Origin of the sequence: Agarivorans aestuarii (assembly GCF_019670125.1) — a bacterium.
GTDB classification, from domain to species: Bacteria; Pseudomonadota; Gammaproteobacteria; order Enterobacterales; family Celerinatantimonadaceae; genus Agarivorans; species Agarivorans aestuarii.
The window spans coordinates 4330814-4345572 of the sequence record NZ_AP023033.1 but is presented as its reverse complement, the minus strand read 5'-3'; the positions used below and the strand labels follow the sequence as shown (position 1 = coordinate 4345572).

General features: G+C 46.4%; 12 protein-coding genes and 1 pseudogene. 4 read left to right on the top strand and 9 right to left on the bottom strand.

The window, feature by feature from the left end:
• Positions 1-23 precede the first annotated feature (23 nt).
• The 4 genes and pseudogenes from K5609_RS20065 (at position 24) to K5609_RS20050 (ending at position 4140) form a co-directional block, all read left to right on the top strand.
• Positions 24-395: pseudogene (locus K5609_RS20065) on the top strand (DUF805 domain-containing protein).
• A gap of 15 nt (positions 396-410) precedes the next feature.
• The gene (locus K5609_RS20060) at positions 411-1220 is read left to right on the top strand and encodes a CLCA_X family protein (RefSeq protein ID WP_221075173.1); all 810 of its coding nucleotides are present in this window, start codon (positions 411-413) and stop codon (positions 1218-1220) included.
• A 152-nt stretch (positions 1221-1372) separates the two neighbouring features.
• Positions 1373-2413, top strand: a complete 1041-nt coding sequence (locus K5609_RS20055) for an extracellular solute-binding protein (RefSeq protein WP_221075172.1) — start codon at positions 1373-1375, stop codon at positions 2411-2413.
• Positions 2410-4140 carry a putative bifunctional diguanylate cyclase/phosphodiesterase gene (locus K5609_RS20050; protein ID WP_221075171.1) on the top strand — a complete coding sequence of 577 codons (1731 nt, stop codon included), beginning with the start codon at positions 2410-2412 and terminating at the stop codon, positions 4138-4140. The genes K5609_RS20055 and K5609_RS20050 overlap by 4 nt, the downstream gene beginning before the upstream one ends.
• On the opposite strand, the gene K5609_RS20045 is transcribed toward K5609_RS20050, so the two are convergent.
• The 9 genes from K5609_RS20045 to K5609_RS20005 all read right to left on the bottom strand — a co-directional run bounded on the left by K5609_RS20045 (position 4137) and on the right by K5609_RS20005 (position 14742).
• The gene (locus K5609_RS20045) at positions 4137-4598 is read right to left on the bottom strand and encodes a hypothetical protein (protein ID WP_221075170.1); all 462 of its coding nucleotides are present in this window, start codon (positions 4596-4598) and stop codon (positions 4137-4139) included. The two genes, K5609_RS20050 and K5609_RS20045, sit on opposite strands and share 4 nt — an antisense overlap.
• A gap of 106 nt (positions 4599-4704) precedes the next feature.
• Positions 4705-5883, bottom strand: a complete 1179-nt coding sequence (locus tag K5609_RS20040; RefSeq protein ID WP_221075169.1) for a sugar ABC transporter permease — start codon at positions 5881-5883, stop codon at positions 4705-4707.
• A 4-nt stretch (positions 5884-5887) separates the two neighbouring features.
• Positions 5888-7411 carry a xylose ABC transporter ATP-binding protein gene (locus K5609_RS20035; RefSeq protein ID WP_221075168.1) on the bottom strand — a complete coding sequence of 508 codons (1524 nt, stop codon included), beginning with the start codon at positions 7409-7411 and terminating at the stop codon, positions 5888-5890.
• A gap of 73 nt (positions 7412-7484) precedes the next feature.
• The gene (gene xylF, locus K5609_RS20030) at positions 7485-8477 is read right to left on the bottom strand and encodes a D-xylose ABC transporter substrate-binding protein (protein WP_221075167.1); all 993 of its coding nucleotides are present in this window, start codon (positions 8475-8477) and stop codon (positions 7485-7487) included.
• A 415-nt stretch (positions 8478-8892) separates the two neighbouring features.
• Positions 8893-9813, bottom strand: a complete 921-nt coding sequence (gene menC / locus K5609_RS20025) for an o-succinylbenzoate synthase (RefSeq protein ID WP_221075166.1) — start codon at positions 9811-9813, stop codon at positions 8893-8895.
• A 261-nt stretch (positions 9814-10074) separates the two neighbouring features.
• Positions 10075-10920: a 1,4-dihydroxy-2-naphthoyl-CoA synthase gene (gene menB / locus K5609_RS20020; RefSeq protein WP_221075165.1), complete on the bottom strand. Its 846-nt coding sequence runs from the start codon at positions 10918-10920 to the stop codon at positions 10075-10077.
• Positions 10907-11707: a 2-succinyl-6-hydroxy-2,4-cyclohexadiene-1-carboxylate synthase gene (gene menH / locus K5609_RS20015; protein WP_221075164.1), complete on the bottom strand. Its 801-nt coding sequence runs from the start codon at positions 11705-11707 to the stop codon at positions 10907-10909. The genes menB and menH overlap by 14 nt, the downstream gene beginning before the upstream one ends.
• Positions 11697-13427, bottom strand: coding sequence for a 2-succinyl-5-enolpyruvyl-6-hydroxy-3-cyclohexene-1-carboxylic-acid synthase (gene menD, locus K5609_RS20010; RefSeq protein WP_221075163.1), 1731 nt, complete (start codon positions 13425-13427; stop codon positions 11697-11699). The genes menH and menD overlap by 11 nt, the downstream gene beginning before the upstream one ends.
• Positions 13420-14742 (bottom strand): isochorismate synthase, encoded by a 1323-nt coding sequence (locus K5609_RS20005; RefSeq protein ID WP_221075162.1) that lies wholly within the window; start codon positions 14740-14742, stop codon positions 13420-13422. Before K5609_RS20005 ends, menD begins: the two co-directional genes overlap by 8 nt.
• Positions 14743-14759 lie beyond the last annotated feature (17 nt).

Below are 14759 nucleotides of genomic sequence, written 5' to 3'. Positions count from 1 at the left end.
CCCTAACTCTGAGGAGCAACAAAATGAATTGGTATATAGCTGTACTTAAAAAATACTTGGTGTTTGGCGGGCGTGCTCGGCGCAAAGAGTATTGGATGTTTGTACTTATTAATAGTGTGATTGGCGTGATATTAAGCTTTGTCGATCAAGTAACTGGCACAGTAAATCTTGAGTCTGGTTTTGGTGTACTTGGCAGTATTTAGGCTTTGGCTGTGTTGTTGCCATCGATTGCGGTAGCTGTGCGCCGACTGCATGATACAGGCCGCAGTGGCTGGTGGCTGTTTATACTGCTATTGCCCATTATTGGTGTATTAGTGCTGCTATTTTTCTTTTTGTCTGACAGTGAGAGCGCTGCTAATGCTTACGGAGACAATCCTAAAGGCCAGACTCTTTAGGAGTGTGTTAGCCAATTGAGCGGTGAGAATAAAACAGCGGGAGTAGGGCTTAATCGCCAGTATTATCGGCGTGGTCCCGACTATCGCCATGGTGATAGTGTCGATTTTGCCGATATTAAGCATACCTTTGGTTTTGCTGGTTTAGCTATTGGCGCTTGGGTTAATAAACAAGAGAAACAACGCGCCGCAGAGCTAATCTTTGATGCCTTGGCAGACCTTGCATTCTTGCTTAACTTACCGCCGCTGGCCATAGGTTTGAGAGGTTCGTTAAGCTTGGCCTTTGGCACTGGTGGCCAGGCCAATGTGCAAGCCCACTATGCACCCGGCAGTCAAACCTTGGCACTAGCCAAAAATGCCGGTGCTGGCGCGCTAGCTCATGAGTGGTGGCATGCTTTTGACCATTATATGGCGGCAAAGTTGTTTTCTAGCCCTCCTCAGCCTCGTGAGTTTGCCTCTACGCGTTGGTTGGCGGATGACAAACAATATACCCATCCTTTAAACCGGCGACTTGACCAGTTGTTTGCAGCGGTTTTTTTAAGCCAACAGGGTAAAGATTTACACTCTTATGTGGCACGCTCTGTAGCTTTAGATAAACAACTAGGGCAGCGTTATTATAGCCTGCCTACCGAGATGATGGCGCGGGCGTTTGAAGCTTGGATCCAAAGCCGAGAAGACATCAAAAATAATTATTTAGTGAGTGGCACCAAGCAAACTGTTCTGGCTAAACAGGGCGGCTACCCTGATGCTCAGCATCTAGTGGAGATTGGTGATTGTACTTTGCAATACTTTGAATTATTGGGTCGAGTCCTCGAAGCGAAAGAATAAGAATTCCAGATGACGGTTTGCTTTGTTTGATCAATGTGTGCTGCCGCATAAGTTTTCTATTCACAAATACATCAAGGATCGTATACTTATTGGTCTTGTTAATAGTGAATCTGCAAGCTTAACAAGACGCTTAAGACATCAGGGAACAGGGAATGTTGCGACTACTATCTATCATTTTATTGGCTTTTACTTGGCTCAACAGCGCCAAGGCTGCCGAGCAAGTAGACTTACGGGTATTGGCTTGGCCGGGTTACGCCGACGCCGATATGGTCGCGGCCTTTGAACAGCGCTATAAGGTTAAGGTTAAAGTTAGCTACATTACTAGCGATGATGAAATGTGGCTGAGAATGGGCCATAAACAAGGCGAAAACTACGATGTTTTTGCGGTTAATACAGCTGAGTTACAGCGCTATATTGATGCCGAGCTTGCTACACCTCTTGAGCCGCAAACCATTGGCAATATGGCCAAACAGTTGCCTCGGTTTAGATCCTTACAGGATATCCCCGGCGTTACCCGGGATGAGCAGGTATATGCTATTCCTTATACCTATTCTGAAATGGGCTTAATCTACAATAAAAATTATTTTGAACAGCCGCCCACTAGCTGGCAAGTATTGTGGGATCCTCAGTATCAAGGAAAGGTTCTGGCATACAATGGCAGTGCCCATAACTATTCCTTAGCTGGCATGGTGCAAGGTGTAGATAATCCTTTTCAGCAAACTGACCAAGAGTTTAAGCTCAGCACAGAGCAGCTATTGGCCTTAAGGCGCAATGTATTAACCTTTTATAGCTCTCCCGAAGAAGCCTCAGAATTTTATAATCAAGAGTCGGTAGCTTTAGTATTTGCTAACTATGGCGCTCAGCAGCTCAAACAGTTGCAAGATGCAGGCGCAGACATTGGATATGTTATTCCGCAAGAAGGTGCCTTGGCTTGGTTAGATTGCTGGGCAATGTCTAGTGGGGTGAAAAACCAAGACTTAGCCCATAAGTGGATTGATTTCACCTTAGAGCCTTGGGTTAGCCAGTTGTTAACCGAGCGCCAAGGCTTAGCTAATACCATTGTGCAAGACACTCGCTCGCTACCTGAAGACAAGATCATTTGGCTCGAAGAAGTGGAAGACCATCAACGCCGCAGTGAGTTTTGGGAAAATATTCTTAGCGGCAAAACCTTGCAGATGATGAGCCTGCCATGATCAACTCCATTTCTCTTCGTTTTGGTCTTTGGTTTGCCGGCTTTGGAATTTTAGCTTCAGTAGTTACCGCTGCAGTTAGTTACCATGAAAGCCGAGGTTTGTTAGCAGAAAGTGCCGAGCGAGAATTAGCCACAACCACCCAAATCCTTACCCGAGAGTTCAGTAGTAGCATTGATGAAATAACCAAAGATGTATTGTTTTTAAGCTCTATTCCGCAAACAGCGGGCTACTTTGAGGCTGACAATAAGCTGGTACTTTCCGAGCAGTTAAAAGATATTTTTAAGCAAAAACTGAGTTTAAATCCTTCTTATTTTCAGGTTCGCTTTATTGGCGCGGAAAACTTTGGCCGCGAGCTAATTCGCGTAGATAGGTTAAGTGATGGTTTAATTGCTATTCCCGCCGCGAGTCTAGAAGAAAAAGCCCACTATCCCTATGTATTTCGCACCTTGCGTTTAGATGCAGGCGAGAGCTACTTATCCGATGTGGATATTCACAATGAAAAAGGGGTTGAACTTGGGCAACACCAGCCTACTTTAAAGATTGCTTCACCGGTATTTTCCAATGGCAAAGCGCTGGGCTTGGTGGTTGTGAATGTGGGTTTAGAAAGGCTGTTTAGCCAAATGCAGGCCGATTTGCCCGAAGGCGTAGCTATCTATTTAGCTAATCAAAAAGGTGACTACTTAGTTAATCCTAATCCCGATAAGCAGTTTGGTTTTCATTTTGGCCATCGCTATTTAATGCAGCGTGACTTCCCTCAGATGGAAGTGCTGTTTAATGATCTGCAGCCAAGAACCTTTGTGCTAGACTCCTCCGCGGTTTACAAATATGAGCGAGCCGTGTCTTTCACCCCTTTGTTTTATGGGCCAAAATCTAGCCCTAAAATGGCAATGTTGGGTCTATCAAGCCCACTGCCTAGCTTAAGCCATATTATGGACTCTTTAGCGGGTTCGATGATTAAGGTTTGTTTAGCGCTGAGCTTAGTTGGGCTACTTACTTCGCTGATGTTTGCCAAGGTTCTGTCTCAGCCTATTCGGAATATGGTGACTGCAGTAAACTCTTTTTCTAAGGGTAAGCTGCCCGCTGCCCAGCTCTTGCCTATCGAGCGTAAAGATGAAATTGGCTTATTAGCCAATACCTTTAAAGCCATGTCGCGGCAAATCAATAAGCAAATTGTTGAGCTTAAAGACAATGAGATTAACCTTCGCCATATGGCCAGCCACGATAGTTTAACCGGTTTGCCTAACCGCAGTTTGTTTTTGGAGCAGCTACGCGGTTCGGTTCACCGTGCTCAAACCGAACAAAATAGCCTAGCCGTAGTGTTTATCGATTTAGATAACTTTAAGACGGTTAATGATAATTTAGGCCATGAAGCCGGTGACCTCTTATTAAAGCAGGTTGCAACAGTATTGCGCGATTCTATCCGCTCTGGCGATTCGGTGGCTCGGTTTGCTGGTGATGAGTTCATGCTGGCATTGGAATCAATATCAGAGCCCGAAGAAGCCAACGAGGTGGTGAATACGGTGCTGCGTCGTTTAGCTCAAGAAGTGAGCTTAGGGGTGCATATCCAGCCGGTTTACGCCAGCGTAGGTATTAGCATGTATCCAGCGGATGGTAGCGATCCAGAACTGTTGATACGTAATGCCGATGCAGCGATGTATCAAGCTAAGTCTAAGGGGCGTAACCAATTTAGTTATTATGCTTTAGATATACCCTCGGCAATCGGCTAAGCCACCTTATCAAAGTGGCGCTGAATCATACTTGGTTTGTCACTTTCTAAGAACAGCAGCTTGGCAGCACTAAAACCTTGCTGGTTTAACCATTGCGTTGCGTTAGTGACTTCAAGAAAAACCTGTTTGTTATAGTGTTGCTCAGCCGGCAACATACGTTGAAGTTGGTATTGTTTGAGTGGTGAAAAGCTAAATACTTGCGCCACGTGGCTCATCCCCATTTGAATACACCATTGCTGCAGTTCACTGATTGCCAGCTCTGCTTCCGGTACTGCTAATTCCCATTGTTCTAACAATACTAAATGTGCCCAAGGTGCTGATAGTGATTGCCCAATACGTTTGAAGTCTTCAGCAAAGTGTTCACTGATAGCTTGATTCCACGCGCCTTGAGCGCTGGCTATTAGCAAGTTGTCGAGTAGGTACAGCTGATAGTCGCCGTGAAGTGGTTCTGTGCTCATAGAGATTTTGGCTAGTTAATAATGTTTAAGTTTAGCCAAGATTGTTAGCGAAGCCAGCCTTTTGCTTTGTAGGCTAGGGCCGGCTTTTATTAGGTGAATTATCAGTTTAAGCGCGTTTCTTACTGGCTACATCCATCCAAACCGCCAATAGCAAGATGCTACCTTTGATGATGGATTGCCAATATGTTGGTACATCCATCATGCTCATGCCGTTATCTAAACTGGCCATAATAAATGCGCCCATCACTGCGCCAAATACTGTGCCCACCCCACCGGCTAAACTGGTGCCGCCAATCACACATGCCGCAATGGCGTCTAACTCGGCGATGTTACCAGCAGATGGCGAACCCGCGCCTAAACGTGAAGCCAAAATTAAGCCCGCCACGCCCACCAATAAGCCATTAATAGCAAATACTGATAGCTTGGTGCGCTCAACGTTGATACCAGATAAACGGCTGGCTTCAAGATTGCCACCAATGGCGTAAATGCGGCGACCAAAGGCGGTTTTCTTGGCCATAAAGGCAGCGGCAAACATCAGCACAACCAGCAACAATACGGGAGTGGGAACACCGCGGTAGTCGTTTAATAGTAATACCGTGCCTAGGGCGAAGATGGCAATCAGGCCAAACTTGAATATATCGCCAGTGACGGGGTTATTACTTAATTTGTGCTCGGTGCGCGTTTTACGCAGTTTGCCTTGCCAAGCAAAAAACACCGCCAGTGCGCCAACCGTGGTGATCAATGAGAACATGTCTGGCAAATAACTTTGACCGATAATTCCCATGTCAGGGGTAGTGGGGGCAACAGTGCTGCCGCCAGTGATTCCTATGAGTATGCCGCGAAAAGCCAGTAAACCAGCCAGGGTGACAATGAATGAAGGAACCTTGCGATAGGCTACCCACCAGCCATTCCATAGGCCCAATAAAAAGCCCGCGCACAGGGTTAGAACAATGGTTAGCGGTAACGGTAGTTGCCACCACACATCCATAATGGCCGCTGCACCGCCCAATAAACCCATCATTGAGCCAACCGATAAATCAATCTCTGCCGAGATGATCACAAACACCATACCAATGGCGAGTATCCCAGTAATGGCCGTTTGGCGCAGCAAGTTGGAAATATTTCGTGGGGTTAAGTAGCTCCCTTCCGTGGCGAAGTAGAAAAACAGCATAATTACCGCAATGGCTGCAAACATCACCAATACTTGCAACTTCATTTTCTTCAAATTGCTCATCAAGCTCACCTTGTTTGTGGTGCTATTGATTGTTGTTTCTTGACTCGACATCTTGTTACTCCTCGGCCAACGCGCAGTCCATCACCATTTCTTGGCTCAGGTCTTGATTGTCTAGAAGGCCTTTCAATTTACCTTCATGCATCACTAATACTCGGTCACTAATGCCTAATACTTCCGGCAATTCGGAGGACACCATAATGATGCTGATCCCTTGTTTAACCAATTGATACATCAACTTATAAATTTCATATTTTGCCCCTACATCGATGCCTCTTGTGGGTTCATCAAGGATCAAAATACGCGGCTGCAATAATAAAAATTTGGCTAAAATAGCTTTTTGTTGGTTGCCTCCGCTGAGGCTTTTTATGGCCAACTCTGGGGATGCTGTTTTTACCTTAAGGCGTTGAATGGATTGTTCTATGGCTGCTTGTTCAGCAGATTCATTGACGGTTTGGCCTAAGCCACTAAACATGTTTAAACCGGCTAGGGTAATGTTTTGACCCACTCCCATAATTGGCACAATGCCATGGCGTTTACGATCTTCAGGCACCATGGCAATGCCGTGATTCAAAGCATCGCGATTGTGGCGAATTTTTATCGGTTTTCCATCTAGTTCCACAGGGCATTGGTAAATGCCTTCGTAAGAACCAAATAAACACTGCATAAGTTCGGTACGGCCCGAACCCACCAAGCCAGCTACGCCCAAAATCTCACCCTTACGCAGACTAAAACTTACTTGGTCTACTTGTTTAAGATTGGACGATTTGCTCAATTGGGCGTTAACCGGCCCAACTTTGAGGATCGCGTCGCCAATAGGGTGCTCTTCACGGGGAAATAGCTGTTTAAGCTCGCGACCTACCATCATGCTAATAATGTCGTCGGTGGACATGTGTTTAGCATCTTGAGTTCCAATGTGCTCACCATCGCGAATAATGCAAATGCGATCAGAGATTTCCTTCACTTCGGTGAGTTTGTGGGAGATGTATACACAACTTACGCCTTCGCTGCGTAGCTGTTTAACAATATCTAGCAATACTCGTGTTTCAGACTCGGTGAGTGGTGCACTTGGCTCATCAAGAACCAATACTTCGGCCTTTTTGGATAGAGCTTTGGCAATTTCGACCAGTTGCTGTTGGCCAACCCCCAGTTCACGAATAGCCGTGTCTGGTGATACATCCAACTTAACCCGTTTAAGCAAATTCTCGGTTTGCTTAAACATGGCGCTGTGATCAAGTACCCCATAGCTGGTGATTTCTGCGCCGAGAAAAATGTTTTCTAGGATCGATAGCTCTTTAACCAGGGTGAGCTCTTGGTGAATGATAGCAATGCCTTTCGCTTCGCTATCGCGAATATTGCGCGAAGCAAGCGGCTCGCCTTTATAAATGATCTGTCCTTCGTAACTACCATGGGGGTGAACACCGGTTAACACCTTCATTAAGGTGGATTTCCCAGAGCCGTTCTCGCCACAAAGCGAGACAACTTCGCCACGTTCTAAATTGAAATTAACCCCATTAAGCGCAATCACTCCGGAGAATTTTTTAACGATGTCAGACATCATTAATAAGCTACTTTGGCTCATCATAACTCCTAATAAAAAGGGCGAGGCGATGGCCCCACCCTTTTTTACTGCGTAGTGAAATAGTGCTTAATTGTTATTGGTATACGTCGTCTTTGCTGTGGAAACCGTCGGCAATAACGGTTTGGTCGATATTCGACTTGTCTACCGGAATTGGCGTAAGCAGGTAAGAAGGTACGTCTTTAGTACCGTTGTTTAAGCTAGAGTTCGACTCTGGCATTTGGCCGTTGCCCATTTGCACTGCCAGCTCTGCTGCTGTAGTGGCGAGCAGTTTAATTGGCTTATAAATGGTCATGGTTTGGGTACCAGCTACCACGCGGCGGCTAGCGGCTAAATCGGCGTCTTGACCAGAAATATGCACCTTACCAGCTAGACCTTGTGCGTCTAATGCTTGAATCGCACCACCTGCAGTAGAGTCGTTCGAGGCAACTACCACATCGATATTGTTGTCGTTAGCAGTTAAGGCATTTTCCATGATTTTTAGGGCATTCTCGGCTAACCAACCATCAACCCATTGGTCACCCACCACTTTAATATCACCTTTGTCGATCAGTGGCTGCAACACGTTCATTTGTCCTTGGCGGAACAACTTAGCATTGTTATCAACTGGTGAGCCGCCCATTAGGAAGAAGTTTCCGTCGGCTTTACGCTCAATCAGTGCTTGAGCTTGTAGCTCGCCCACTTTTTCATTGTCGAAAGACAAGTAGAAATCGATATCGGCATTGTTGATCAAGCGATCGTAGGCTAATACTCGAATACCTTCGGATTTAGCTTCCGCAATCACGTTAGACAATACTTTGCCGTTGTAGGGAATAATGACTAATACGTCTACGCCACGAGAAATCATGTTCTCAATCTGAGAGATCTGGGCGGTTTCATTACTGTTGGACGATTGAACATATACTTTGGCACCAAGTTCCTCGGCTTTCTCAACAAAAAAGTCTCGGTCTTTTTGCCAGCGCTCTAAGCGAAGATCATCGATGGCCATACCAATTTTAACGGTTTTGGCAAACACTGGGGCGGAAACGGCTAACGCGACTGCGCACAATAGAGTGGTCAGTTTTTTCATGTTTTGGCTCCTTGCTTTATAGCTTGTTTTATATTTTTTAGCTAATTGTAGGGTGTAGAGGTAATCCCAAAAACTCATTCCTCGTGAACCAGATTAGGCTTATAAGATACACTCACCAATGATGCTTTTTCATACAGCTATAATGTTTATTCACATTAAGTGTCACTATGTGACAGGTCTCAAGAAAACGTTTTCTCAAAGGTGCAGCTTTTTAAGAATTACTAAAAGTTGGCACTATAGTTGAGTCACACTTTTGCTTATATTTTATTAATTTGATAATAAAGTTAATAAAAGGGCGGTGGAAGAAAGTTTGAAATTTTTATAATAAGCTGCTGAAAATAAAGATATTGTCTTTTTTCACAAAGAGATTTAAGTGAAAGCTTTAGCTTCACTTAAAACGCAGGTAAAGCTCACATTAGCTGTGATGTTGAAACTCGCCGATTAACTCAATTTGAGCCGCTTGCTCACTAAATGTCTTTAGCGTATCTAAACCCGGCGCTTGCTCTGGAGTATATTGTTTGGCCATGGCGTTGATCCACTGTAAACCAAATTCACTTTCGTAAGCTGAGCTAAGCACACAACTTACTTGGTTAGCTTGTGCTTGGTCGATAATGCTGGCACAGGTTCGCCAAGGGCCCAATAAGCTGGGTTTAATGACTAAGCAGCGCAAACCTTCGAAGTAATGATAGCGGTAGCTACTGTCTTGTAAGGTTTCATCTAAGCCAATGCCTACGCCTGTACGTTGGGCTAACAACTCACATTGTTGGCTATTCATTAGCGGTTCTTCGATATAGTCGATGCGGCTAAGATCGATATTCTCTAAAACAAAAATCGCTTGGTTCCATATCCAACCGCGGTTTGCATCTAAACGTAGCTGTAAATCAGGATAGCTGCGTTGTAGTTGCTGAATCAGTTCGAGATCTTGTTTGGGGGATTGGCGAGCCACTTTTAATTTGGCTAGATTACCAGATTGAGAGTCCAGTACTTGTTGGCAGTGAGCGAAGTCGCCATTAAGTAGTGGGTAGCCAGAAACAATGGGAGTAGTTGGTGGTAACCCTGCCATCGCGCAGTCAATACCAAAGGCAACACTTGGATACAACTTACGTTGAACATGCCCTTGTAAGTAGTCGGTAATTTGCTGCTCTGCTTGCGCTAATGTTTCTTCGCTAAATCCGGGTAGTGGAGCTATTTCTCCGCGTCCCAAGCGGCCATCACGAAAGCGAATTTCGAGGTAAAGACCTTGGCGTTGCTTATGTTTTAAAGAACCAAGCTGTATGGGTTCAACAAATGCTTGGGTATAGCGACTTAAGGTAGCACTTTGCCAGTTACAGAGCATGCTGAGACCTCTCAAATACTAGACGTGATGAAGCTCTCATCACTCTGCAAATTTATCACTTTGTACGGAATGGCCGCAATAGCAAATATGCGATTTATTATTATGCTTTAGTGGGTATTTTTAAGCTGGTTGAGTGGTGCAAGTGAGCTATTTGAGCGGTGCAAGTGAGCTATTTGAGCGGTGCAAGTGGACTAGGTTAAATGAAGAGTTGGACAGAAAACTCGCTAAAGCATACGAGGATTCTGCCCTTCACCATTGCCGTTATGGATTACGTTTAAATTTACTGAACTCAGGCGGGCGTTTTTCGTTAAAGGCGTTTCGGCCTTCTTGGCCTTCTTCAGTCATATAGAACAGCATGGTGGCGTTGCCAGCGAGTTCTTGTAAGCCTGCTTGGCCATCACAATCAGCATTGAGTGCCGCTTTTAAACAGCGCAGAGCCATAGGGCTGTTTTGCAACATCTCACGACACCACTGCACGGTTTCTTTTTCTAGCTCTGCATAGGGCACTACGGTGTTCACTAAGCCCATATCCAGTGCTTCTTTTGCATCATACATACGGCATAAAAACCAAATCTCGCGCGCTTTCTTTTGGCCGACTATGCGCGCCATGTAACTGGCTCCCCAGCCACCATCAAAGGAGCCTACTTTAGGACCAGTTTGGCCAAATTTGGCGTTGTCGGCGGCAATGGTTAAGTCACACATCATGTGTAATACATGGCCACCACCTACAGCGTAACCGGCTACCATGGCTACCACAGGTTTAGGGCAGGTACGAATTTGACGTTGAAAATCTAATACATTTAGGTGATGGGTCCCTTGGTCATCTTTATAGCCGCCGTAATCACCACGCACCGATTGGTCGCCGCCAGAACAAAAAGCCAGTTCACCTTCGCCAGTAAGAATAATCACACCCACTTCAGGGTCGATGCGCGCATCGTTTAAGGCGTGCATCATTTCTTGAACGGTTAAAGGGCGAAAAGCGTTGCGAACTTGCGGGCGGTTAATGGTGATCTTGGCGATGCCGCAGGGGGATTTATGGTAGCGAATATCTTCGTATCCATTGTCGGCATCCTGCCAAGTTACTGCTGAGCTATCAATTTGAGTCATTCTCTTCTCTATCGTTATTGAGGACACTGGACAGTTGTTCGAGAAACAGTGTCGGTTGTTCAAAATGGCAATTGTGCCCAGCGCCTTCAATGATGTGACATTTAAGGCGCGGGTAATCTTGTTGTAGCTGTTTGGCTAGCGCTTGGTATTTATTGTCTAGGCTTCCACCAATAAAATCTAGCGGCATTTTTAACTGACCAAGTTGCCGACTAAGGTCTTGTTGCAAACCCAAGCTGGTTGCACGCAAGGTTGCGGCAATACCTTGTCGGTCTTGATGTTGGCGGCGTCGGATAAGCTGCTGCCGCTGCTGGCTAGTTAGGTTGGCAAATACTGCTTGTTGGTACCATTCGTTGATTAGCGTATCCAGAGGCTCTGTTAACCAGCGGTCTGCCCAGCGGTTGTCGTGCACTAAACGTTGTTGGCGTGCATCTTCATCACTTAAGCCAGTGTTGGCAGATTCGATAACCAGTCGTTCAATACCTTTGGGGGTAAGTAAAGCGTGTTGCAGCGCTAAGCGTCCACCTAGGCTGTAACCCACTAAATGGTAATGGGCGATTTTAAGGCGCTTTAAGCATGCGGTGAGCTGGTGGCTAAAATCTTTAAAGGCATTGCGTGGTTTGAGCCGCTGCTGGGCGCTCATGCCATGGCCAGCTATATCCACCGTTACGCAGTAGTAGTGCTGGCTAAGCGCTGCAATTTGCGCTTGCCAGTCGCTACCGCTACCTAGAAATCCATGTAAAAAAACTAAACAGGGGTGTTGGCTTTGTCCGTAAACGCTAAAGTGCATCGTGGCTGGCTACCTGACTAATTAAAGATTGATAACGCGCACTGGCATCGCCTGGAGTAAAGCAGACTTCAATCAAGCTGGCTCCGGCTTGTTGCTGTGCGCGCTCAAAAGCATGGCTGAATTGTTCGAAATTTACCACCTGTTGATAAGCCAAATTGAAGGTGGCTGCTGCTGCGGCAAAGTCGGCCTGATGAGGCAACTGGTAATACTGTTTGCTTAGCTGTTGATCTTGCGGACCAGGTGATAGTGCTGGTAGCAGATTAAATATCTCGCCGCCGTTATTGTTAAACTGCACTATCACTAAATTTTGCTGGCTATTAGCGGCAAGGCTTAAGGAGTTTAAGTCATGCAATAACGAGGTATCGCCAATCACCAAAGTACACGTTTGTTGCAGACCTTCGGCAACTCCCACACTGGTGGCTAATAAACCATCAATGCCCGAAGCCCCTCGGTTGGCAAAGTAATGCTCTGCTTGGCAAGGCTGGCCAAGTAGTTCAAACAAACGCACGACCATGCTATTGCCCATAAATAGCGCCGATTGTGGGTTCTGCTGGACGGAAATTTGTGCGCATATTGCTAGCTCAGAGTAATCGAGTAAGGCAGCATTAACCTCCTCGCTAATGGCTTGTTGAGCTTGGGTCCATCGCTCTAAATACTGCTGGCTAGTAGCGCTTGCCTTAACCGGATGAGCGTGTAGCCAAGCTTGGGCGCTGCATTGCCAGCGCTGCTGGATACTGTGGCCGGGGTTTACCCGCTGCGCTGATTGATCAATTAAATAGTACTGTGCTGAGCTCTTGGCCAGCCATTGGTTAAGGCGTTTCGACACCAGCTTGCCACCAAACTGAATTATCAGTTCGGCTTGTACTTGTTCGGCAAATCGCGAGTTGGCGAGTAATAGCTCTGCGTGTTGAATCAGCCCAGCACCTTCTTGAGCTGTTTGCCAATGGCTTTGGCAATCGACTACCACTGGCCAGCCTGCTTGCTGCGCCCAAGTTATAATGGCTTGGCTTTGCTCGGCCGTTTGCTGGCCTATTATTACCAAAACTTTGGACTTTTCGAGTAGCTCTGGCCACTGCTGACTAACGACCGGCTGGGAGCTATTAGGATGTTGTTGGTAATAGGGCGAGCCGCTGTTTATCCAAGCTTCAAGTTGCTTATAAAGTGCAGTTAAATCTTGTTTAGCTTGTTCAGGATAAAAGGGTTCACGGTAAGGACAGTTTATATGCACTGGGCCAGGCGTTTGTTGCTGCAGCGCTAAGGCATGACCCAGCTCGCTAAGCATATTGGCAAGTGAGGCATCAACACTGGGTTCGGCTAGTTGGCCGCTATATACCGGGTAGTTGGCAAACATCCCCTGCTGTTCGATGGCTTGGTTAGCACCAACAGCCACAAGCTCAAGCGGTCGGTCGGCGCTAAGCACTAACAATGGAATGCTCGATTGCTTTGCTTCAACCAGCGCTGGGTAAAGATTAGCAACCGCACTGCCCGAGGTGGTGATAATGGCTACAGTTTGCTGGCGAGCCTTACTTAAGCCTAAAGCAAAAAAGCCTAAACCGCGTTCGTCAAAGTGGCAATGGCTAGTGGCTTTAGGGTGCTTAGCCACCGCTAAAGTTAATGGCGTAGACCGAGAGCCGGGGGCGATACAAAAGTGCTCAATGCCGTGGCGAATGCAATCTTCTATTAAGCACTCAGCCCAGGCAATATTAATATTTTTAATCAAGGAGTAGGTCCTTATCTACCAACTGCAATACCGTGGCGATTTTGTGGTTGAGTTCTTGCCATTCTTGTTCAGCTTGTGAGCCTGCCACAATGCCTGCACCAGCAAAGGTGCTCAAGTGTTGAGGGGTAACTAAGGCGCTGCGAATAGCCACCGAAAACTCACTTTGGGCGCCACTTAACCAACCTACTGCGCCAGCATACCAGCCACGGGCATAGCCTTCATTTTTAAGAATGTATTGCACTGCAGAAGAACGTGGCAAGCCGCCTACTGCGGGAGTGGGATGCAAAGCTTGTAATAACGAGCGGTCGTCTAAGGCGGGGCTAATACGGGCCTGAATCCTGCGTTTTAAGTGCTGCACTCTATCTAGCTTTAGCAACTCTAGATTATCTAAGGTGCGTACATGCAGGCTTAGCTCTTTTAAGCGGCGGGTTAAATCATCCACTACCAGTTGGTTTTCTAGCTTATTTTTGGCGTCTTCTAGTAGCTGTTCGCCCAGTTGAGCATCTAGCTCGCTGGTTTCTCCACGTGGCGCAGTGCCGGCCAATGCTTCACTGACCAATTGGCTGCCTTCACGAGAATACAAACGTTCTGGGCTGCAGCCTAAAAAGCTGGTTACTCCATCAAACTGAAATAAAAAGCTGTAGCAGTTACGTTCTTTTTGTTGCCATTGTTGTAGCAAAGAAAAAGCGTTTATTTCGGCGTTTAGTTGCAAATTGGTTTGCCGAGACAACACAACTTTGGCGGTGTGTTGTTGAAAATCTTCGCTGGTGACTTGCTTAACCAAGTGCTGCCATTGTTCGCGACTAGGTTGGTCTTGGCGAGACAAGGCTTTAAGTGGCGTGTGCTGCAGGGCTTGTGCTGGTTTTAAGGCAGCAAAGGCCTTTTCGATGCGCTGATACTCTAGCTCTGGTTGATGTTCAAAATTAGCATTGATGAACAAGCGGGTATATTCGCCGTCACAACGTATTTCAAAGCGCGGCAGAATAAAGCGGCGATGCGGAAAGCTTGACCAAAGAGCACTTTGGCGAGCAAAGGCAATGCCGCCATAAAAGCGCAGCTGGTTATTGTGTGGGTCTAATTGGTCACACACCGATTGCAGCTGTTCTAAGTCGAGCACCGATTTAGCCGCGCCCACAAAGGCAACTTGTTGCTGGCGTTTGTTTTTCCAGTAACCGCGGGTGGTGTGTTGTTGCTGGTTAAGCCAGGCGAGAAGATCGAGCTTTGGCAGTTTTATACAAACCTGCTGAAAACCCTGCTGCGGCAATAGCCTAAGCTGGTTTATGGCATTTTGAAACTGGCTAGCAGTGAGTCTCACCTTAACTATTCCTGCTT